Origin of the sequence: Blastococcus sp. TF02A-26 (assembly GCF_003319125.1) — a bacterium.
Lineage (GTDB): Bacteria > Actinomycetota > Actinomycetes > Mycobacteriales > Geodermatophilaceae > Trujillonella.
Genome location: NZ_QOHG01000024.1, coordinates 1 through 20,609 on the forward strand (window position 1 = coordinate 1; position 20,609 = coordinate 20,609).

The 20,609-nt window shown below is 74.9% G+C and carries 19 protein-coding genes; 3 read left to right on the top strand and 16 right to left on the bottom strand.

The window, feature by feature from the left end; translation table 11 throughout:
* Positions 1 to 362: 362 nt before the first annotated feature.
* The 13 genes from tyrS to pheS all read right to left on the bottom strand — a co-directional run bounded on the left by tyrS (position 363) and on the right by pheS (position 14,314).
* Positions 363 to 1,649, bottom strand: coding sequence for a tyrosine--tRNA ligase (tyrS, locus tag DQ240_RS20590; protein WP_113841587.1), 1,287 nt, complete (start codon positions 1,647 to 1,649; stop codon positions 363 to 365).
* 3 nt (positions 1,650 to 1,652) lie between these two features.
* A complete protein-coding gene (locus tag DQ240_RS20595) occupies positions 1,653 to 2,288 on the bottom strand; it encodes a DNA-3-methyladenine glycosylase (RefSeq protein WP_113841636.1) in 636 nt (211 codons plus the stop codon).
* A 2-nt stretch (positions 2,289 to 2,290) separates the two neighbouring features.
* Positions 2,291 to 3,730, bottom strand: a complete 1,440-nt coding sequence (gene argH / locus DQ240_RS20600) for an argininosuccinate lyase (protein ID WP_113841588.1) — start codon at positions 3,728 to 3,730, stop codon at positions 2,291 to 2,293.
* Positions 3,727 to 4,263, bottom strand: coding sequence for an arginine repressor (locus DQ240_RS20605; RefSeq protein WP_113841589.1), 537 nt, complete (start codon positions 4,261 to 4,263; stop codon positions 3,727 to 3,729). Before DQ240_RS20605 ends, argH begins: the two co-directional genes overlap by 4 nt.
* The gene (gene argF, locus DQ240_RS20610) at positions 4,260 to 5,210 is read right to left on the bottom strand and encodes an ornithine carbamoyltransferase (protein ID WP_113841590.1); all 951 of its coding nucleotides are present in this window, start codon (positions 5,208 to 5,210) and stop codon (positions 4,260 to 4,262) included. Before argF ends, DQ240_RS20605 begins: the two co-directional genes overlap by 4 nt.
* Positions 5,207 to 6,388 carry an acetylornithine transaminase gene (locus DQ240_RS20615; protein WP_113841591.1) on the bottom strand — a complete coding sequence of 394 codons (1,182 nt, stop codon included), beginning with the start codon at positions 6,386 to 6,388 and terminating at the stop codon, positions 5,207 to 5,209. Before DQ240_RS20615 ends, argF begins: the two co-directional genes overlap by 4 nt.
* A complete protein-coding gene (gene argB, locus DQ240_RS20620) occupies positions 6,385 to 7,395 on the bottom strand; it encodes an acetylglutamate kinase (RefSeq protein WP_113841592.1) in 1,011 nt (336 codons plus the stop codon). The genes DQ240_RS20615 and argB overlap by 4 nt, the downstream gene beginning before the upstream one ends.
* Positions 7,392 to 8,543, bottom strand: coding sequence for a bifunctional glutamate N-acetyltransferase/amino-acid acetyltransferase ArgJ (gene argJ / locus DQ240_RS20625; protein ID WP_113841593.1), 1,152 nt, complete (start codon positions 8,541 to 8,543; stop codon positions 7,392 to 7,394). Before argJ ends, argB begins: the two co-directional genes overlap by 4 nt.
* A complete protein-coding gene (gene argC / locus DQ240_RS20630) occupies positions 8,540 to 9,580 on the bottom strand; it encodes an N-acetyl-gamma-glutamyl-phosphate reductase (RefSeq protein WP_233498864.1) in 1,041 nt (346 codons plus the stop codon). Before argC ends, argJ begins: the two co-directional genes overlap by 4 nt.
* Before the next feature lie 143 nt (positions 9,581 to 9,723).
* Positions 9,724 to 9,942, bottom strand: a complete 219-nt coding sequence (locus DQ240_RS20635) for a DUF6158 family protein (protein WP_199589436.1) — start codon at positions 9,940 to 9,942, stop codon at positions 9,724 to 9,726.
* A 37-nt stretch (positions 9,943 to 9,979) separates the two neighbouring features.
* Positions 9,980 to 10,783 (bottom strand): SDR family NAD(P)-dependent oxidoreductase, encoded by an 804-nt coding sequence (locus tag DQ240_RS20640; protein WP_113841596.1) that lies wholly within the window; start codon positions 10,781 to 10,783, stop codon positions 9,980 to 9,982.
* On the bottom strand, positions 10,776 to 13,250 hold the full coding sequence (pheT, locus tag DQ240_RS20645) for a phenylalanine--tRNA ligase subunit beta (protein WP_113841597.1): 2,475 nt from the start codon (positions 13,248 to 13,250) through the stop codon (positions 10,776 to 10,778). The genes DQ240_RS20640 and pheT overlap by 8 nt, the downstream gene beginning before the upstream one ends.
* Complete coding sequence (gene pheS / locus DQ240_RS20650) at positions 13,247 to 14,314, bottom strand: phenylalanine--tRNA ligase subunit alpha (RefSeq protein WP_113841598.1); 1,068 nt, start codon at positions 14,312 to 14,314, stop codon at positions 13,247 to 13,249. Before pheS ends, pheT begins: the two co-directional genes overlap by 4 nt.
* Positions 14,315 to 14,407: 93 nt before the next feature.
* Here pheS and DQ240_RS20655 point away from each other — a divergent pair, with 93 nt between their 5' ends.
* Entirely contained in the window at positions 14,408 to 15,250 is an 843-nt protein-coding gene (locus DQ240_RS20655; RefSeq protein WP_113841599.1) for an EamA family transporter, read from the top strand.
* A 74-nt stretch (positions 15,251 to 15,324) separates the two neighbouring features.
* Entirely contained in the window at positions 15,325 to 17,577 is a 2,253-nt protein-coding gene (locus tag DQ240_RS20660; protein ID WP_113841600.1) for a diguanylate cyclase domain-containing protein, read from the top strand.
* A 58-nt stretch (positions 17,578 to 17,635) separates the two neighbouring features.
* Here DQ240_RS20660 and DQ240_RS20665 read toward each other — a convergent pair whose 3' ends face one another.
* The gene (locus DQ240_RS20665; protein ID WP_158548829.1) at positions 17,636 to 18,262 is read right to left on the bottom strand and encodes a TetR/AcrR family transcriptional regulator; all 627 of its coding nucleotides are present in this window, start codon (positions 18,260 to 18,262) and stop codon (positions 17,636 to 17,638) included.
* Positions 18,263 to 18,353: 91 nt separating this feature from the next.
* Here DQ240_RS20665 and DQ240_RS20670 point away from each other — a divergent pair, with 91 nt between their 5' ends.
* Positions 18,354 to 19,268 (top strand): diiron oxygenase, encoded by a 915-nt coding sequence (locus DQ240_RS20670; RefSeq protein WP_113841602.1) that lies wholly within the window; start codon positions 18,354 to 18,356, stop codon positions 19,266 to 19,268.
* Between the two features lie 43 nt (positions 19,269 to 19,311).
* Here DQ240_RS20670 and DQ240_RS20675 read toward each other — a convergent pair whose 3' ends face one another.
* Positions 19,312 to 20,103: an RNA methyltransferase gene (locus DQ240_RS20675; protein ID WP_113841603.1), complete on the bottom strand. Its 792-nt coding sequence runs from the start codon at positions 20,101 to 20,103 to the stop codon at positions 19,312 to 19,314.
* Positions 20,104 to 20,203: 100 nt separating this feature from the next.
* Positions 20,204 to 20,593, bottom strand: coding sequence for a 50S ribosomal protein L20 (gene rplT, locus DQ240_RS20680; protein WP_113841604.1), 390 nt, complete (start codon positions 20,591 to 20,593; stop codon positions 20,204 to 20,206).
* Positions 20,594 to 20,609 lie beyond the last annotated feature (16 nt).

Sequence of the window (20,609 nt, forward strand, 5' to 3'; positions counted from 1 at the left end):
GCTGACACTCGCGATATCAATCAACCAAAGGAATCCCAGCACCACGAACCCGAAGATCCGCAGCACACGGGGTATTACTTGGCACTGACTTTCGGCACGCTGTTGAGTTCTCAAGGAACGGACGCGCGAAGAACCAGGCCCCTTCTGCAGGAGCCTTCGTCAACTGCGGCTTTGTCCTACCCTACGCCGCTCCGGAGGCGGCCCTTCCGGGCCCTCCCCCTCGCGGCCCCTCCCGGGGTCCCGCGCGGCGCAGAGAGAAAGTTACGCGCCTGTCGGAGGCCGTGTCAAACCCGTCGGGAGGTGACGGTCGACACCCGGCCGGAACCGGCGCGTCACCTCGCGTTCACGCGTCTCCGGGGTCCTCAGGGCGTGCGCTGGGCACGCTGCACGCCGGCCACGGCGCGCTTGCCCCGGCGCAGGACGAGCCACCCGCCGGGGAGCCACGCGTCCTCCCCCGGCACCGCCTCGGCGTCGGTGACCCGCTCGTTGTTCATGTAGGCGCCGCCTTCCTTCACCGTCCGCCGCGCGTCCGACAGGCTGGCCGCCAGACCGGTGAGCTGGAGCAGCTGGGCGATCGATGGCACCTCACCGTCCACGGTGACGCTGCCGGCCTCCTGCAGAGCGGCGCCCAGGGTCTCCGGACCGAGCGCCGACAGGTCGTCGCGGCCGAACAGCGCGCGCCCGGCTGCCTCGGCCTGGCGCAGCTGCTCGGGACCGTGCACCAGGAGGGTGAGCTCCTCGGCCAGCGCCCGCTGGGCCGCCCGGGACGCCGGCCGCTCCGTGCTCTCCGCCACGAGGGCGGCCACCTCGTCGGCCGGCCGCTCGGAGAACAGCGGCAGCCAGGTCAGCGCGTCGGCGTCGTCGGCGTTCAACCAGAACTGGAAGAACGCGTAGGGCGACGTCAGCCCGGCGTCGAGCCAGACGGTGCCGCCCTCGCTCTTGCCGAACTTCTGCCCGTCGGACTTGTTCACCAGCTGGGTCGACAGGGCGTGCACCGACGCGCCCTCGGTCCGGCGCACCAGGTCGATGCCGGCGGTGAGGTTGCCCCACTGGTCGGAGCCGCCGCTCTGCAGCGTGCAGCCGTGCCGGCGGAAGAGCTCGCGGAAGTCGTTGGCCTGCAGGATCTGGTAGCTGAACTCGGTGTAGCTGATCCCGGCCTCGGAGTTGAGCCGGGCCGAGACGGCCTCCTTGGCCAGCATGCGGCCGACCCGGAAGTGCTTCCCGAGGTCCCGGAGGAAGTCGATCGCCGACAGCTCCGACGTCCAGTCCAGGTTGTCGACGTAGATCGGCGCGCGGAGTCCGTCGCGCGAGGCGGGGACGTCGAGGAAGGGCGCGACCTGCCGGCGGATGCTCTCCACCCACTCGGCGACGGTGGACCGCTCGTTGAGCTGTCGCTCCGCCGTCGGCCGCGGGTCGCCGATCAACCCGGTGGCGCCGCCCACCAGCACGATCGGCTGGTGACCGGCGCGCTGAAGCGCCCGCAGCACCATGAACTGCACGAGGTGCCCCACGTGCAGGCTCGGTGCGGTCGGGTCGAAGCCGCAGTAGTAGGTGATCGGTCCGGCGGCCAGGTGCGCGCGCAGCGCCTCCTCGTCGGTGGTCTGGGCGATCAGCCCTCGCCGGTGCAGCTCGTCGATCACGTCGGTCACGGCTCAATCCTGCCCGGTGGCCCGCCGCGCCTTCCTGCCGCCCGCGCGGAAGGGGCTCACCGTGTCCGACGCGGGGTCCCAGAAGCGCCAGGGCAGCTCGGTCGCGAGGCTGATCCCCACCCGCGGGCCGGCCGCGACCGCGGCGGGCGGGGCACCGTTGTGCAGCCGGACCGGGGACCCGGGGTCGAGCAGGTCCGCGCCCCGGTCGTCGGGGCCGATGGCCAGCGCCTGGGTGAGCCGGGCCGGCCCGCGGGCGAGGTCCCGGGCAGCACGGGCGGCCGGACGGCGGGCGGAGGCGACGGACTCCCCCACCACCACCTCGCCGGCCCGCAGCAGCACCGCGGAGCCGCGGCCCTCCGGACCGACCACCACGTTGGCGCACCAGTGCACGCCGTAGCTGAAGTAGACGTACAGCCGCCCCGGCGGACCGAACATGATCGCCGCCCGCGGGGTGGGCCCGCGGTGGGCGTGCGAGGCGGGGTCCTCCCCCGCGCCCGAGTACGCCTCGACCTCGGTGAGCCGCAGCGCGACGCGGCCCTCCGGGCGGTCGGTCACCACCCAGCAGCCGAGCAGCGCCGGCGCCACGACGTCGACCGGCCCGAGCAGCTGCTCGGCGGTCAGCAGGGGCCCGGGCTCCACGGTCAGAGAGCCGCGGCCACCGGGGACGACGTCGACCACTCCGCGTGCTGCCGGGCCAGCTCGGCCAGCTGCGCGAGCTGGCCGGCCACCCGCTGGGGCGCCGTCCCACCGCGGGCCCGGCGGGCGGCGAGCGCGCCACGGACCGACAGCACCGAGCGGACCTCGGGGGTGAGCCGCTCGTCGATCCCGGCCAGCTGGTCGTCGTCGAGCTCGTCGAGCTCGAGACCGGCCGACTCGCAGAAGGCGACCATCTCACCGGAGATCTCGTGCGCGGACCGGAACGGCACGCCCGCGCGGACCAGCCACTCGGCGACGTCGGTGGCCAGCGCGAACCCCTGCGGGGCGGCCGCCTCGAGCACCTCCGGCCGCAGCGTCAGGGTGGCGACCATCCCGGTGACCGCGGGGAGGAGCAGGAGCAGCTGCTCCATGGAGTCGAAGACCGGCTCCTTGTCCTCCTGCAGGTCCCGGTCGTAGGCCAGCGGCAGGCCCTTCAGCATGGTGAGCAGGCCGGTGAGGTTCCCGACGAAGCGACCGGACTTGCCGCGCGCCAGCTCGGCGATGTCGGGGTTCTTCTTCTGCGGCATGATCGACGACCCGGTCGCCCAGGCGTCGTCGAGGCGGGCCCAGCCGAACTCCGTCGAGGTCCAGAGCACGACCTCCTCCCCCAGCCGGGAGAGGTGCACGCCGAGCAGCGCCGCGGCGAAGCAGAACTCGGCGGCGAAGTCGCGGTCGCTGACCCCGTCGATGGAGTTGTCCGACGCGCGGTCGAAGCCGAGCTCGGCGGCGACGGCGTCGGGGTCCAGGGGCAGCGAGGAGCCGGCGAGCGCACCCGAGCCGTAGGGGCTGACGGCCGTGCGGCGGTCCCAGTCCTGCAGCCGGTCGACGTCGCGGGCGATCGCGTGCGCGTGGGCCAGCAACTGGTGGGCGATGAGGATCGGCTGCGCGTGCTGGAGGTGGGTCATGCCCGGGGCGGCGACGTCCTGATACCGCTCGGCCAGCCCGACCAGCGCGTACTCCAGCGAGGCCAGCTCGCCGACCAGGGCGCGGACGTGGTGGCGCAGGTACAGCCGCAGGTCCGTGGCGATCTGGTCGTTGCGGCTCCGGCCGGCGCGCAGCTTCCCGCCGAGGGCGCCGAGCTTCTCGGTGAGGCCCCGCTCCAGCGCCTCGTGCACGTCCTCGTCGGACTCCTGGGGCCCGAACGTGCCGGCCGCGACCTCGGCCGAGAGCTCGGTCAGCGCGCCGATCATGCGGTCGAGCTCGTCGTCGCTGAGCAGGCCGCCTCGGTGCAGCACGCGGGCGTGCGCGCGGGAGCAGGCGAGGTCGAAGGGCGCGAGCGTCCAGTCGAAGTGCGTCGACTTGCTCAGCGCTGCCATCGCCGGCGACGGACCGCCGCCGAAGCGTCCGCCCCACAGCCGCGTCTGGGAAGGCGTCTCGGCGGTCACGGGGTCGGTTCCTCCAGATCGGCGTTCAGTTCGGGGTAGACGGGCGGGGTGCGCCGGGCGAGGGCCGCCAGCTTCTCGGCCAGGGCCGGGCCCCCGTCGGGCTGGCGGGAGATCACCGCGACAGTGTCGTCCCCGGCGATGGTGCCCAGGACGTCGGGGAGCCCGACCTTGTCCAGGGCGGACGCGAGGAACTGCGCGGCGCCCGGCGGCGTCCGCAGGACGGCGAGGTTGGCGCTGCCCTCGGCGCTGGTGAGCAGGTCGGCCAGCAGCCGGGTGAGCCGGGCCGGTGCGCTCTGCGCCGGGCGCAGCGGTGCGTTCTCCGGAGGGAGGACGTAGCTGGCCGGGGCGCCGTCGGCACCGCGCATCTTGACCGCGCCGAGCTCCTCGAGGTCCCGCGAAAGCGTCGCCTGGGTGACCTCGATGCCCGATCCGGCCAGCAGCGCCGCCAGCTGGGTCTGCGAGGTGACGGCCTGGGACTCGATCACCTCCCGGATCCGCGCCTGGCGGGCGCTGCGGCTCAGCGCACCGGTCATCGCCGCGATCGCTCCATCAGCCAGACGAGGACCGCCTTCTGCGCGTGCAGCCGGTTCTCCGCCTCGTCCCAGACGACGCTCTGCGGCCCGTCGATGACCGCGGCGGCGATCTCCTTGCCGCGGTAGGCGGGCAGGCAGTGCAGCACCACCGCGTCCGCGGCCGCACGGGCCAGTGCCGCCTCGTCGACGGCGTAGGGCAGGAACGGCGCGATCCGCTCCTCGTACTCCGACTCCTGGCCCATCGACACCCAGGTGTCGGTGACCAGGACGTCGGCGCCGTCGGCGGCGGCCGCGGGGTCCGCGGTCCACAACACCGAGCCGCCGGTCTCCGCGGCGATCTCCTCGGCGCGCTTCAGCACCGACGGGTCGGGCTGGAACTCCGCCGGGGAGCCGATCCGCACGTGCATGCCGGCGGTCGCGCCGCCCAGCAGGTACGAGTGCGCCATGTTGTTGGCACCGTCGCCGAGGTAGCTCATCGTCAGGCCGGCGAGCTCGCCCTTGTGCTCGGCGACCGTCTGCAGGTCGGCCAGGATCTGGCAGGGGTGGAACTCGTCGGTGAGCGCGTTGACCACCGGCACGCTGCTGGCCGCGGCCATGGCCTCGATCCGGTCCTGGCCGAACGTCCGCCAGACGATGGCCGAGACCTGCCGGTCCAGGACACGCGCGGTGTCGTCGATCGGCTCGCCGCGCCCGAGCTGGCTGGCGGCGGCGTCGATGACCAGCGGGTACCCGCCGAGCTCGGCGACACCGACCGAGAAGGAGACGCGGGTGCGGGTGGAGGGCTTGTCGAAGAGCACCGCCACGGCGCGCGGCACCCCGTTCGGCGCACGCAGCGGAACCGGCGCGGCCTCGGTGTGCCGGGTCCGCTTGAGCTCGGCGGCCAGGGCGAGGACCTCGGCCTGCTCGGCGGGCGAGAGGTCGTCGTCCCGGAGGAAGTGGCGCGTCACGACTGCGCCGCCGTGTCCAGCGCCGCCGGCAGGGCGGCGACGAAGGCGTCGACCTGCTCGTCGGTCACGACCAGCGAGGGCGCGAGCCGGATGACGTCGGGCGCGACGGCGTTCACGAGGAACCCGGCCTCGCGCAGCGAGGCCTCCACCGCCGCGGCCACCGGCGAGGTGAGGACGACGCCCAGCAGCGCGCCCCTCCCCCGGACCCCGGACACCGACGCGTGCCCGAGGCCCTCGATGCCGGCGGTGAACCGGTGCTCGAGCTCCTTGGCCCGCTCCAGCAGCCCCTCGTCGCGGATGGTGTCGAGCACCGCGAGCGCGGCCGCCGCGGCGATCGGGTTGCCCCCGAACGTCGAGCCGTGCGCGCCGGCGGTCATCAGCTCCGCGGCGTCGCCGAAGGCCAGGGTGGCGCCGATCGGCAGCCCGCCGCCGAGCGCCTTGGCCAGGGTGACGACGTCGGGGTGCAGGCCCTCGGCCTGGTGGGCGAACCAGTGCCCGGTGCGGCCGATGCCGGTCTGCACCTCGTCGAGGGCGAACAGCGCGCCGGCGCCGGCCGCGGCCGAGGCGGCGGAGGCGAGGTAGCCGGCCGGCGGGGGCTGCACGCCGCCCTCGCCCAGCATCGGCTCGAGCAGCACCATCGCGGTGGCGTCGGAGACGGTGCCGGTCAGCGCGTCTGCGTCGCCGTAGGGCACGTACCGGACGCCGCCGGGCAGCGGGGCGAACGCCGCGGCCTTCGACGGCTGGCCGGTCAGCGCGAGGGCGCCCATCGTCCGGCCGTGGAAGGCGCCCTCGGCGGTGATGACCTCGGTGCGCCCGGTCAGCCGGCTGATCTTGAAGGCGGCCTCGTTGGCCTCGGCGCCGGAGTTGCAGAAGAAGACCCGTCCGGGCCGCCCGGCCAGCTCCAGGAGCCGCTCGGCGAGCAGCACCCCCGGCTCGTGCATGGCCAGGTTGGAGACGTGCCCGAGGGTCTGCGCCTGCTTCGTGATCGCCTCGACGACCTTCGGGTGCGCGTGGCCGAGGATCGTCGTCGCGATGCCGCCGAGCAGGTCGGTGTACTCGCGGCCGTCGACGTCCCAGGCCGTCGCGCCCTCGCCCCGGGCCAGCGCGACCGGCGGGGTCTTGTAGTTGCCCATCATCACGGCCGACCAGCGGCCGGCCAGCTCCTCGGTGCGGGTCATGGTGCTGGCTCCTCTCCGGTGGTCGGGGCGGGGACGACCATCGTCCCGGTGCCTTCGCTCGTGAACATCTCCAGCAGCAGGGCGTGCGGGGTGCGGCCGTCGACGACGGTCGCCCGCTTCACCCCGCCGTTGACCGCCCGCAGGCAGGCGGCCATCTTCGGGACCATCCCGGAGTCCAGGTCCGGGAGGATCTCGGCCAGCTCGGCGGCGTCGATCTGCTGCACCAGCGAGCCGCGGTCGGGCCAGTCGGCGTAGAGGCCCTCGACGTCGGTGAGGACGACGAGCTTCACCGCGCCGAGCGCGACGGCCACCGCGGCCGCGGCGGTGTCGGCGTTGACGTTGTGCACCACGCCGTCGGCGTCGGGGGCGACGGTCGCGATGACCGGGATGTGCCCGCGCTCCAGCAGCGCCTGGACCGGCGTGGGGTCGACCTCGGCGACGTCGCCGACGAGGCCGACGTCCACCGGCTCGCCGTCCACCACGGCCGTCGTCCGCTCGGCGCGGAACAGGCCGCCGTCCTCGCCGGACAGGCCCACGGCCAGCGGGCCGTGCTGGTTGATCAGGCCGACGACCTCGGGGGTGACCTGGCCGGTGAGCACCATCCGCACGACGTCGATCGTCTCCTCGGTGGTCACCCGCAGGCCGCCGCGGAACTCGCTGGTGATGCCGAGCCGGCCGAGCATCTCGCTGATCTGCGGGCCGCCGCCGTGGACGACGACGGGCAGGATCCCGCAGGTCCGCAGGAACACCATGTCGTCGGCGAAGGCGCGGCGGCACTCCTCGTCGACCATCGCGTGGCCGCCGTACTTGATGACCACGACGTTGCCGTGGAACTCCTTGAGCCACGGCAGCGCCCCGGTGAGGACGGCGACCTTGGCGGCGTCGCCGGCCGGGTCGTAGGTCCGCATCTTGCGGGTGGTGCCGATCCGCCGGCGGACGACCCCGACGTCGGGCGGGTGCTCGTCGACGCGGACGTCGGGCGGCGTCGGGTCCTGGTGCTCGCTCATGTGGAGTACGCCGAGTTCTCGTGCACGTAGGCGATGGACAGGTCGTTGGTCCAGATCGTGGCCTGCTCGGCGCCGGCCCGGAGATCGACGTCGATCGTGATGGCCCGGCCGGTGAGGTCGACGCCCTCGCGGGGGTCGCCGATCGAGCCGCCCCGGCAGACGGTGACGCCGTTGATCGTCACGTCCACCTGGTCGGCCGCGAAAGCCGCGTCGGTGGTGCCGATCGCGGCGAGCACCCGGCCCCAGTTGGGGTCGTTGCCGAACAGCGCGGTCTTGAGCAGGTTGTTGCGCGCGCAGGCCCGGCCGGCGGTGAGCGCGTCCTGCACGCTCGCCGCGTTGCGGACGGTGATCGCGATGTCCTTGGTCGACCCCTCGGCGTCGGCCAGCAGTTGCATCGCGAGGTCGGTGCAGACCGCGGTCAGCGCTTCGGTGAACTCCTCGGCGGACGGGGTCACCCCGCTCGCGCCGTTGGCCATGACGATCACGGTGTCGTTGGTCGACAGGCAGCCGTCGGAGTCGACCCGCTCGAAGCTCAGGCCCGTCGCCGTCCGCAGCGCCGGCTGCAGGACCTCCGCCGGCACGACCGCGTCGGTGGTGAGGACGACGAGCATCGTGGCCAGGCTCGGCGCCAGCATGCCCGCGCCCTTGGCCATCCCGCCGACGGTCCAGCCACCGCGCTCCTGCACCGCGGTCTTGGGCACCGAGTCGGTGGTCATGATCGCGCGGGCGGCGTCGGGGCCGCCGTCGGCGCTCAGGCCCTGGGCGGCCGCGGTGACCCCGGCGGTCAGCTTCTCCATGGGCAGCCGCATGCCGATCAGGCCGGTGCTCGCGACTGCGACGTCGATCGCGCCGAGGCCCAGCGCCGCCGCGGTGTGCTCCGCGGTGGCGTGCGTGTCCTGGAACCCCTCGGGCCCGGTGCAGGCGTTGGCGCCGCCGGAGTTGAGGACGACGGCCCTGAGCCGGCCGGTGGAGAGCACCTGCCGGCTCCACACCACGGGCGCGGCCGGGAAGCGGTTGGTGGTGAAGACGGCGGCCGCGGCGTCGTCCGGCCCATCGTTGACGACCAGCGCGACGTCGGCGGCACCGGTCGACTTGAGGCCGGCGGCGACGCCGGCGGCCCGGAAGCCCTGCGGGCGGGTGACGGTCACGGCGCGACCCCCACGAGCGGGAGCCCGGTGGTCTCGGGCAGGCCGAGGGCGAGGTTGGCGCACTGGATCGCCGCTCCCCCGGTGCCCTTGGTGAGGTTGTCGACCGCGGCGACGACGACCAGCCGGCCGGCGTCGGGGTCGACCGCGACCTGCAGGGCGACGGTGTTGGCGCCGAGCACCTGCGCCGTCGTCGGCCACTGGCCCTCGGGGAGCAGGTGCACGAACGGCTCGTCGGCGTAGGCCTTCGCGTAGGCGGCCCGGGCGGCGTCCGCGTCGATGCCGGGCACGAGCCTGGCCGAGCAGGTGGCGAGGATGCCCCGGCTCATCGGCACCAGCGTCGGGGTGAAGCTGATCGACACCGGCGCGCCGGCGGCCTGGGACAGCGTCTGCGCCATCTCCGGGGTGTGCCGGTGGACGCCGCCGACGCCGTAGGCGCTGACCGAGCCCATGACCTCGCTGCCGAGGAGGTGCGGCTTGGCCGACTTGCCGGCGCCGCTGGTGCCGCTGGCCGCGACCACGACCACCTCGGGCTCGACCAGCCCGGCGGCCAGCGCCGGGGCCATCGCGAGGGTGACGGAGGTCGGGTAGCACCCGGGGACGGCGATCCGTCGCGCCCCGGTGAGCTGCTCCCGCTGGCCGGGCAGCTCCGGGAGGCCGTAGGGCCAGGAGCCGGCGTGCTCGGAGCCGTACCAGCGGGTCCAGGCGGCGGGGTCGTTGAGCCGGTGGTCGGCGCCGCAGTCGATGACCAGCGTGTCGGCCGGCAGCTGCGCGGCGATCTCGGCGGACTGCCCGTGCGGCAGCGCGAGGACGACGACGTCGTAGCCGGCGAGGTCCTCGACGCCGCTGGGCTGCACCTCGAGGTCGGCGTAGGGCAGCAGGTGCGGCTGGAGCTCACCCAGGCGTCGGCCGGCGCTCGATGCCGCGTGCACCCCGGTCAGCCGGAGGTTCGGGTGCCCGGCCAGCAGCCGGCACACCTCTCCTCCCGCGTACCCGGTGGCGCCGGTGACCCCGACCGTCCACGTCCGCGATGTACTCACGATGCATGACCATACACGGTCATGCATGACCGTTCATCCGGGTTTGCGGACCGGGGCCTGACGCGGAGCCCCCAGGCATGGGTACCGATACCTGCGCCACGAGTGCGGCGGACGGGGATATCGGTACCCATGCCTCGGGGGGCTCAGGCGCCGTAGGTGGCGAGCTTCGCCTCGGCGTCGGAGACACCGCGGGAGAAGCGGCGGAGGTACTCGGCCTCGAGCTGGTCGGTCCGCTCGCGGTGGTTGGCCCACGCGTCGGCCGAGCCGGTGCGGAGGATGTCGTGCCGCTTCTCGTAGAGGTGGGCGAGCTCGCGGTTGAGGTCCTCGTCGGAGATCTCGGCCATGGCCGGTGGCTGCAGCATGATCGCGACCCTAGGCAGAACCGAGTGGGCTCGCAGGTCAGCCGAGCGGGTCGTCGTCCCCGTAGGGGCGCAGCCGCAGCCGCCGGCCGTCGCCCTCCGGCACCCGGGCGCGCAGCTCCTCGATCGGGTCGTTGTTCACGTGCAGGAAGCGGCCCGACCAGGCGTCGAGCTCCCCGGCGGCGATCGCGCCGACCATCGCGACGACGCGGTCCGGCGGCGTCCAGTCCGTGACGCCGCGCCACATGGGCATCGCCTCGGTCATCGGGGTCCGGACCAGACCGGGGGCGACGTCGAAGGCACGCACGTCGGTGCCCTCGAGCGCGCCGGCCAGCGCCTCGGTCATCCGCATCAGGCCGGTCTTGGCCACCGAGTAGGCGGAGTACTCCGGACGGGCGCGCAGGCTCATCCCGCTGGCGAGGTTCACGATCCGGCCGCGGTTGCGCAGGACCATCCACGGCACGACGGCGCGGCAGAGCAGGAAGCCGCCGCGGACGTGGCTGGACACGACGTCCCACCACTGGTCGGGATCGGTCTCCCAGAGGGGCTCCTCCGCCGCGTCGACCCGGCCGGCGTTGTTGACCAGCAGGTCGACCCGGCCCAGCTCCTCGGTGATCTCCTCGACCGCGGTCTCCACCTGCGCCCGGTCGGTCACGTCGGCGGTCACCGCGAGGGTGCGCGCACCGGTCGCGGTGGCGATCTCGTCCATCGCCTCCCGCAGCCGGGCCTCGCCCCGTGCCAGGCCGGCCACCGCCATGCCGCGGGCGGCCAGGCCCTCGGCGATGGCCCGGCCGATGCCCGACCCCGCACCGGTGACCAGGGCGACGCCGCTCAGGTCACCCACGGAGTGCGGCGCCCGTCCGCTCGGTCACCGTCGCCACCGCGCGCTGCCGCACCTCGGCGGCCTCCTCGCCGGTGAGGGTCCGGTCCGGCGCCCGCAGGGTGAGGGCGTAGGCCAGGGACTTCTGCCCCTCCGGGATCGGCGTGCCGGTGTAGACGTCGAAGAGCCGCACCGACTCCAGCAGCTCCCCGGCACCGGACCGCAGCGCGGCCTCGACGTCGGCGGCGGCCACCTCCGTGGCGACGACGAACGCCAGGTCGAGCAGCACCGGTGGGAAGGCCGAGATCGACGGGCCGACCGGCACCGCGGCGGCGGGCAGCGCGTCGACGTCGAGCTCCATGACCGACGTCCGGGCCGGCAGCTCCAGCGCCGCGCACACCCGCGGGTGCAGCTCGCCGGCGTGCCCGACCACGACGTCCCCCACCAGCAGCTCGGCGCAGCGGCCGGGGTGCCAGGGCGCGCGGTCGCCGGCGCGCACGGTCAGCGGGACCCCCGCGGCCGCGGCGACCCGGCGGGCGGCCTCGACCGCGTCGGCCCACTCGGCCGGCCGGCCCGGACCCCACCAGCCGCGCGGCTCGCGGGCACCGGTGAGCGCCACGGCGACGTGCCACGGCTGCTCCGGCACCGCGCCCAGCAGCGCAGCGAGCGTCGCGTCGTCCGGACGGGCGTCGACACCCGGCAGCGGAGCAGGGGTGCGGTTCCCGCCGGGGAACACCGAGCCGTGCTCGAACAGCGCCAGGTCCCGCTGCCCGCGGGAGAGGTTGCGGGCCAGCGTCGCGAGCAGGCCCGGCAGCAGCGTCGTCCGCAGCGCCGGCTCCTCCTCCGACAGCGGGTTGCGCACGACGACCACCTGACGGCGCTCGTCGTCGGCCGCGAGTCCGAGGGCGTCCAGAGCCTTCTCCCCGACGAACGGGTAGGACGGCGCCTCGACGTAGCCGGCCTCGGCCAGGGCGCGGCCGATCGCGCGGCGACGGCGCTGTGCCTCGGTCAGCCCGCGGCCGGGCGGCGCGGTCGGCAGCACGGACGGGATGTCGTCGATGCCGGCGAGGCGGACGACCTCCTCGACGAGGTCGGCCGGGTCGGTGAGGTCCGGGCGCCAGGACGGCGGGGTGACACGGAGCGGCCCCTCGGTGCCCTCGACCGCGCAGCCGACCGCGGTCAGCAGCTCGACCACCTGCGCGTCGCTGTACGGGACGCCGGCCACCCGGGCGGGCTTCCCGGAGTCGAGCTCGATGACCGGGCGTGCACCGCGGGTGTCGACGTCGACCGGCGAACCCACCACCCGGGCGCCGCCGTACTCGGCGAGCAGCGCCGCGGCGCGGGCCAGCGCCGCCGTCGTCATCTCGGGGTCGACGCCGCGCTCGAACCGCTTGGCGGCCTCGCTGGGCAGCCGGTGCCGACGGGCGGTGCGCGCCACCCCGGTCGGCTCCCAGTGCGCGGCCTCGAGCAGGACGTTGCGCGTCTCGTCGCCGATCTCGGTGGACGCGCCGCCCATGACGGCAGCCAGCCCGATCGGACCGGTGTCGTCGGTGATCAGCAGGTCGTCGGCGTCCAGCGCGCGGTCGGTGCCGTCGAGGGTGGTCAGCCGCTCCCCCGCCGTCGCCCGGCGGACGACGATCGGGCCGCTCACCGCGTCACGGTCGAAGGCGTGCATCGGCTGGCCCAGTTCGAGCATCACGTAGTTGGTGACGTCGACGGCCAGCGAGATGCTCCGGATCCCGGACTGCGCGAGCCGGCGGCGCATCCACCACGGGGTCGGCGCGGTCGGGTCCACGCCCTCCAGCGCGATCATCGAGAAGCGGTCGCAGCGCTCGGCGTCGTCGACCCGCACCTGCCAGGCCGGCTCGCCCGACCAGTCGGGCAGGTCGAGCTCCCCCGCGTCGCGCCACGAGACGGCCAGGCCGGTGCCCATCTCGCGGGCGATGCCGCGCATGGAGAGGCAGTAGCCGCGGTCGGGGGTGACGGCGAGCTCGATGACGACGTCGTCCAGCCCGACGAGCGGTCCGGCGGGCGTGCCGGGGGCCGGGACTCCGTCGTCGTCGCGGCCCCCCAGCACGAGGATCCCGGCGTGGTCCTCGCCCACGCCCAGCTCGCGGACCGAGCAGATCATCCCGTCGGAGACGTGGTCGTAGGTCTTCCGGGCGGCGATCGCGAAACCGCCGGGCAGCACGGCGCCGGGGAGCGCGACCACCACGGAGTCGCCCGCGGCGAAGTTGCGCGCGCCGCAGACGATGCCGCGCGGCTCCGCCTCCCCCACGTCCACCTGCGTGTAGCGGATCGGCTTCTTGAAACCGGTCAGCTCCTCGATCTCCAGCACCCGGCCGACCACCAGCGGGCCGGTCACCGGCTCCGGGCGGTGGATCTCCTCCACCTCGAGGCCGAGCCGGACGAAGGCGGTGTCGAGCTCCTCGACCGTCGTCCCGGCGGGGACGTCGACGTACTCGGCCAGCCAGCCGATCGGGACTCTCACAGCTCCACTCCGAACGCACTCGTGAACCGGACGTCGCCCTCGACGATGTCGCGCATGTCGCCGACGCCCGAGCGGAACTGCAGGGCCCGCTCGATGCCCATGCCGAAGGCGAAGCCGCTGTACTCCTCGGGGTCGACGCCGCAGGCGACCAGCACCCGCGGGTTGACCATCCCGCAGCCACCCCACTCGACCCAGCGCGGGCCGTCGCGGTGCTCGGGGAACCAGACGTCGAACTCCGCCGAGGGCTCGGTGAACGGGAAGTAGGACGGCCGCCAGCGGGTGATCGCGTCGGCGCCGAACAGGGAGCGGGCCAGGTGGTCCAGCGTGCCGCGCAGGTGCGCCATCGTCAGACCGCGGTCGATCGCCAGGCCCTCGACCTGGTGGAAGACCGGCGTGTGCGTCGCGTCGAGCTCGTCGGTCCGGTAGACCCGCCCGGGCGCGACCACGTAGATCGGCGGCGTGCGCGACAGCATCGTGCGGGCCTGGACCGGGCTGGTGTGCGTGCGCAGCACCAGGCCGGAGTCCTCCGGGGCGACGAAGAAGGTGTCCATCATCGTGCGCGCCGGGTGGTCGCGGCCGATGTTGAGCGCGTCGAAGTTCAGCCACTCCGCCTCGAGCTCGGGGCCCTCGGCGACCTCGTAGCCCATGCCGACGAAGACGTCGGCGATCCGCTCGGTCAGCGTGGTCAGCGGGTGCCGGGCGCCGCGGGGGGTGCGGTCCCAGGGCAGGGTGACGTCGACCCGTTCCTCGGCCAGCGCCCGGGCGTCGCGCTCGGCCTCCAGCTGCGCCAGCCGCTGCTCGTAGGCCTCGGTGACGGCGATGCGGGCGGCGTTGACCCGCTTGCCGGCGTCCGAGCGCGCGGCCGGGGGCAGCGCACCCAGCTCGCGGCGGGCCAGGAGCACCGGCGCCCGGTCGCCGAGGTGGGCCGGGCGGACGGCGGCCAGCTCGGCGAGATCGCCCGCGGCGCCGAACGCCTCGGCCGCGGCGGCGACCGCGGCGTCGAGGGCCTCGGCGGAGAGCGCGGCGACCTGCTTGGGGTCGTAGGGGTCGTTGGCGCCAGACACGGGAGGCCATTCTGCCCGCCACCGGTCCCGGCACGCGCGTGGGTTCTCCCACCCGCCCGCCGCCATCGCCGGAGGGATCTGCAGACTCGGCGCGTGGCGGTCCTCCTCGCGCTGACGTCGGCGGTCGTCTACGGCGCCGCGGACTTCCTCGGCGGGCTGGCCAGCCGGCGGGCCACGGTCTTCGCGGTCGTGGCGCTCTCCCAGGCCGCCGGCCTCGCCGCGCTCCTGCTCCTCCTCCCCTGGCTCGGCGGACCGGTCACCGGCACCCAGCTGCTGTGGGGCGCCGCGGCCGGGCTGGCCGGCTCGACCGGGCTGATGGTCTTCTTCCGCACCCTGGCCGGCGGGGTGATGAGCGTCGTCGCCCCCACGACCGCGGTCACCGCCGCCGCCGTCCCCGTGCTGGTCGGCGTGTCCACCGGTGACCGGGTCGGGATCGCGGCGACCGTCGGGATCCTGCTCGCCCTGGTGGCCATCGCCCTGGTGTCCGTCGAGGAGGGGCTGGGCGCCCTGCGGGCGGCGCGGCCGGCGGCCCTGGCCCCGGCACTGCTGGCCGGCGCCGCGTTCGGCCTCTTCTTCGTGCTGCTGGACCGCACCGGAGACGACTCCGGCCTCACCCCGCTCGTCGCGGCCCGCGCGGCCTCCATCGGTCTCGTGCTGCTCATCGCCGGTGCCGCCCGCCGCTCCCTGCGGCCGCCGCGCGCCGCGCTGCCCCTGATCGTGGTCTCGGGCATCGGCGACATGGCCGCGAACGCGCTCTTCCTGCTCGCGACCCAGGCACCGGGACAGCTCGCGATCACCGGCGTCCTCGCCTCGCTGTACCCGGTCAGCACCGTCGTCCTGGCGCAGGCGGTGCTGCGGGAGCGGCTGGTCGGGGCGCAGGTGGTCGGGCTGCTCACCGCGGCCGCGGCCGTAGTCCTGATCACCGTCCCCGGCTGAGCGGTGTCCCCCGCACGGGTGGGCACCCCGCCACCCGGCTGCAGCCGGAACTCCCGGGTGCCGATCGCGGTTCCGTGGAGCAGTCAGCAGCAGCCGCCCTCGACGCCGTCCTCGCCACCACGGCGATCCGCAGCGTCTTCCAGCCGATCGTCGAGATCGACACCGGCCGGGTCGTCGCCTACGAGGCGCTGGCCCGCGGACCCCAGGGCCCACTGGAGCGGCCCGACGCCCTCTTCGCCGCCGCCCGCGCGGCCGGGCGGCTGGCCGAGCTGGACGAGGCCTGCCGGTCCGCGGCGCTGCGCGGCGCGCTGGCCCAGGGACTGACCGCTCCGCTGACGCTGTTCGTCAACGTCGAGCCCGAGGTCCTCGACCGGGCGCCCGTGGAGACGCTGCTGGGCCTGGCGCACGCCGCGCCCGGCGGCCTGCGCGTCGTCCTCGAGATCACCGAGCGTGCGCTGGCCACCCGGCCGGCCGAGCTGCTGCGCACCGTCGAGCGGGTCCGGTCGGTCGGCTGGGGCGTGGCGGTGGACGACGTCGGCGCCGAGCCGATGTCCCTGGCGTTCATGCCGTTGCTGCGCCCCGACGTGGTGAAGCTCGACCTGCGGCTGGTGCAGGAGCGCCCCGGCCCCGAGGTCGCGGAGATCATGAACGCGGTCAACGCCTACGCCGAGCGCACCGGCGCGGTCGTCCTGGCCGAGGGCATCGAGGACGTGCACCACCTCGCCATGGCCCGTGGCCTCGGCGCCACCCTGGGTCAGGGCTGGCACTTCGGCCGCCCGGGGCCGGGACCGGTGTCCGGCCGGGAGACCGCCGTGCTGACGCTGCCGGTCAGCGGGAACTCCGCGGTCGCCGACGAGACCGTCTCCCCCTTCGCCTGCCTGCCCGAGGGCACGCCGCTGCGCCAGGCGCCCAAGGCGCTGCTCATCGAGCTGTCCAAGCAGCTCGAGCGCGAGGCCATGCGCATGGGGCAGACCTGCGTGGTCGCCGCCACCTTCCAGGAGGCCCGCCACTTCACGCCCTCGACCACCCAGCGCTACCGCGACCTGGTGGAGCGGACGGCGTTCGTCTGCGCCCTGGGCGAGGGCCTGCCCGAGGAGCCGTTGCCGGGCCTGCGCGGCGCCACCCTGGCCGACGGCGACGCGGTGCGCGGCGAGTGGGACCTCGCCGTGCTCAGCCCGCACTTCTCCGCCGCCCTCCTGGCCCGCGACCTCGGCGACGACGGCCCCGACGCCGAGCGCCGGTTCGAGTACGCGCTCACCTACGAGCGGGACACGGTGGTGCGGGCGGCGTCGTCGCTGCTCGCCCGGGTCGCCCCGCGGGTCGCACCGCCGGTCCCGGTCGCCGCCCGCGCGGTGACCCCCGAGGCGGCCGTGGCCGTCGCGCGGGTGGCCGCCGCCGGCGTCCCGGCCGGCGAGGCGCTCCTGCTGGAGGCGCTCAGCGCCACCCCGAGCGGGGTCGCCGTCGCCGACATGCGGCTGCCCGACCAGCCGCTGGTCTACGTCAACCCCGCGTTCGAGCGGCTCGCCGGGCTGCCGGCCGACCAGCTGCTGGGCCGCAACTGCCGCTTCCTCCAGGGGCCGGACACCGACCCGGCCGCGGTCGCACGCATCCGGGCCGCCGTCGCCGCCGGTGAGGAGTGCCGGGAGACGGTGCTGAACGTCCGCGGGCCCGAGCGGACCCCGTGGTGGAACGAGCTGCACCTGGCACCGGTCCGCGACGCCGAGGGTGTCGTCGTCCAGTACATCGGCGTCCAGGTCGACGTCACCGCGCGCGTGGAGGCCGAGCGGGCGCTGCTGCAGGAGCGCGACCGCACCCGAGCCGCGCTCGCCCGCATCGAGGAGCTGGCCGCCACCGACCCGCTGACCGGCCTGGCCAACCGCCGCCGGCTGCAGGAGCAGGTGGAGACCGCGCTGTGGGACGCCCGTGCCCGCGGCGACGCCCTCGCGCTGCTGTTCCTCGACCTCGACGGCTTCAAGGCGGTCAACGACCGGCTGGGCCACGCGGCCGGTGACGTCCTGCTGCAGGAGGTCGCCGCCCGCCTGCGTCGACGCCTGCGCCGCCGGGATCTCGTGGCCCGGCTCGGTGGCGACGAGTTCCTCGTCGCGCTGCCCGACCTCTCGGCCGACGACGCCGCGGGCGAGGCCCGGCGGATCGCCGACGAGCTGTCCGCTGCCATCTGCCGGCCGGTGGAGATGCACGGTGTCCCGGTCGACGTGCGGGTCAGCGTCGGCATCGCGGTCGCACCGGACGACGGCGACGACTTCGCCTCGCTGCTGCACCTGGCCGACCTGCGGATGTACGAGGCCAAGGCGGCCGTGGCGCGCTGACCCTCCGGGCACTGTGGCGCTTCTGCCCGGGGCAGAAGCGCCACAGTGCCCGGTTGGGTCAGTCCGGCAGCGGGGGCAGCAGTGCGGCCAGCCCGCCGTGGGCCAGGTCGGCCAGCTGCTCGGCGAGCTCCGCGGCCGGGACGGTGCGGCTGCCCGACCACCAGTGCGCGGTCAGCTGGACCATGCCGACGACGCCGTAGGCCCAGGTCATCGCGGCCCCCGTCGGCCGGCCCGCCGCCGCCAGCCGCTCCGCCATGAGCATGCCCAGCGCCTGGGCGACCTGGTTCTCGGTGGCTGCGACCAGGTCGGCGCGGCCGGTGCGGCCGGCCTGGGCGTAGGCGAACCGGTAGAGCGCCGGCTCCTCCTCGATCAGCCGGACGAAGGCGGCGATGACCGCGTGCAGCCGGGCGCGGTCGTCGGCGCGCTCCAGCGCCAGCTCGCCGAGCAGCCGGGGCAGCAGCACCTCGGCCGAGATCCGCTCGAGGACGGCGTCGATCAGCTCGTCCTTGTCGCTGAAGTACCGGTAGATGACCGTCTTCGAGACGCCGGCCGCCCGGGCGACGTCGTCCACGGAGAAGTCCGGGCCGGCCGTGCGCAGGGCGGTCAGCGCCGCGCCGACCAGGTCCTCCCGGCGGCTGCGGCGGTGCTCGGTCCAGCGCGCGCTGCGCCCGTCCGTCTTCGACACGCCGACATCCTCTCCCACCCATTGCATGTGTCGCACGGTTACAGCTACCGTCGGACACAGGTTCACCCCGACCCCCCGGAGGAGCGTCCCGATGACCGCGACCGTCCCCGTTCGGACCCCCACCCGCGCCACCGACCGCCAGGAGCTCTCCACCCGGCTGCTCGGCTCGGCGGCGAAGACCTCCTACGACCCCACGGTCGACGTCGACTGGGACGCGCCGATCCCCGACGACCTCTACGGTCTCTCGCCGGAGTGGTCCTCCCTGTACGGCACGCCGCTGTGGGACGGCCTGACCGAGCAGCAGCGGGTCACGCTGACCATCCACGAGTACTGCTCGATCTCCGGCGTCGGCATCTGGTTCGAGTGCCTGCTCATGCAGCTCGTGCTCAAGGACGTCTACGGCGACGACCCCTCCCAGCCGCACGTCCAGTGGGCCCTGACCGAGATCGCCGACGAGTGCCGGCACTCCGTGATGTTCGCCCGGACGGCGCAGACGTTCGGGGCGCCGTCCTACCAGCCGCCGCCGGCGATCCTGAAGCTCGGCAAGGCCTTCGCCGCGCGGGGCTCCGGGCCGGCCGCCTACGCCGCGATCCTGGTGGCCGAGGAGATCCTCGACATCTTCCAGCGCGACCTGATGCGCGACGAGCGGGTGCAGCCGCTGACCCGGCGGACCAGCCAGATCCACGTCGTGGAGGAGGCGCGGCACATGCGCTTCGCCCGCGACGAGATCGCCCGCCGCACCCCGCACCTGTCGAAGTGGAACCTGCGCCGGCACCGCACCCTCGTCGCCGGGGTCGCCGCGATCGTCGCCGACAACCTCGTGCAGCCGGAGGTGTACGCCTCGGTCGGGCTGGACCCGGCGGAGGCCAAGGCGGCGGCGCGGGCCAACGAGCACTACAAGGCCAAGCTGCGGGACGCGTCGGCCGGCCTGGTGTCCTTCCTGCGCGAGGTGGGGCTCATCGGCGGCCCGACCGAGCTGCTCTGGAAGCGCGCCGGCCTCGTGTGAGCGGAGTCGCTCGAGTGCGGTCTCCGCACTCGAGCGACTCCGCTCAGCCTTGGGCGAGCTGGGTGGCGTAGAGGCAGATCGCGGCGGCCGCGGCGAGGTTGAGGCTCTCCGCCCGCCCGCGCATGGGGATCCGCACCCGGGTGTCGGCCAGCGCGGCCAGCTCGTCGGGCACCCCGCGGGCCTCGTTGCCGAACAGCCAGAGCACCGGCCCGGCGAGGGTCTCCCCCACCGTGTCCAGCGACGCCTCGCCCCCGCCGTCGGCGGCGAGCACGGTCACCCCGGCGGCGCGGACGGCGGGCAGCAGCTCCTCCAGTGGGGCCCCGCGGACGACGTCGACGTGGAACAGGCTCCCGGCGCTGGACCGCACCGCCTTGCCGCCGTAGGGGTCGGCGGAACCGGCGCCGAAGACGACCGCCTCCGCGCCGCAGGCGTCGGCGGTGCGCAGCACGGTGCCGGCGTTGCCGGGGTCGTTCAGGCCGGCGAGCGCCACCGACAGCCGCGGCGGCGCCTCGGCCAGCCGTGCGGCCGGGACGTCGCGCAGCGCGCACACGGCCACGAGCCCCTGGGGCGTCACCGTCTCGGAGAGTCCGGCCGCGGCCTTGTCGGTGACCAGCCGCACCGGGACGGCGGTCCCGGCCAGCAGGTCCCGGGCCGTCGCGGCGGCCGCCTCGGTGGCGAAGACCTCCCGGACGTCGTCCGGCGCGGTGGCCAGCGCCTCGGACACCGCCTGGCGGCCCTCGGCGAGGAACAGCCCCGCGGCGTCCCGGCCGGCGCGGCGGGTGAGCTTGCGCGCGGCGACGATGCGCGCCGACCGCTCGGTCAGCAGCTCAATCATGGCTCCTCCTCCCTCGGCGTCACGGGACCTCCGGACAGACGGCGACGCCGCCGGCACCGGTCCCTGCGGACCGGCACCGACGGCGTCGACGGGGTGGTGCTCAGGCGGCCTGGGCGCCGGTCGCCTCGGGGTTCGCGGCGAGCGCGGCCCGGGCGGACTCCACGAGCGCGGTGAAGGCAGCCGGCTCGCTGACGGCCAGCTCGGCCAGCACGCGGCGGTCGAGCTCGATGCCGGCCAGCTTGAGGCCCTGCATGAACCGGTTGTAGGTCATGTCGTTCTGCCGCGCCGCGGCGTTGATGCGGGTGATCCACAGCTTGCGGAAGTCACCCTTGCGCACCTTGCGGTCGCGGTAGTTGTAGGTGGCCGAGTGGAGGATCTGCTCCTTGGCCTTGCGGTACAGCCGGGACCGCTGACCCCGGTAGCCACTGGCCGCCTCGAGGGTCGTGCGGCGCTTCTTCTGGGCGTTGACCGCCCGCTTCACGCGTGCCACGTGAGAGCTCCTGTCT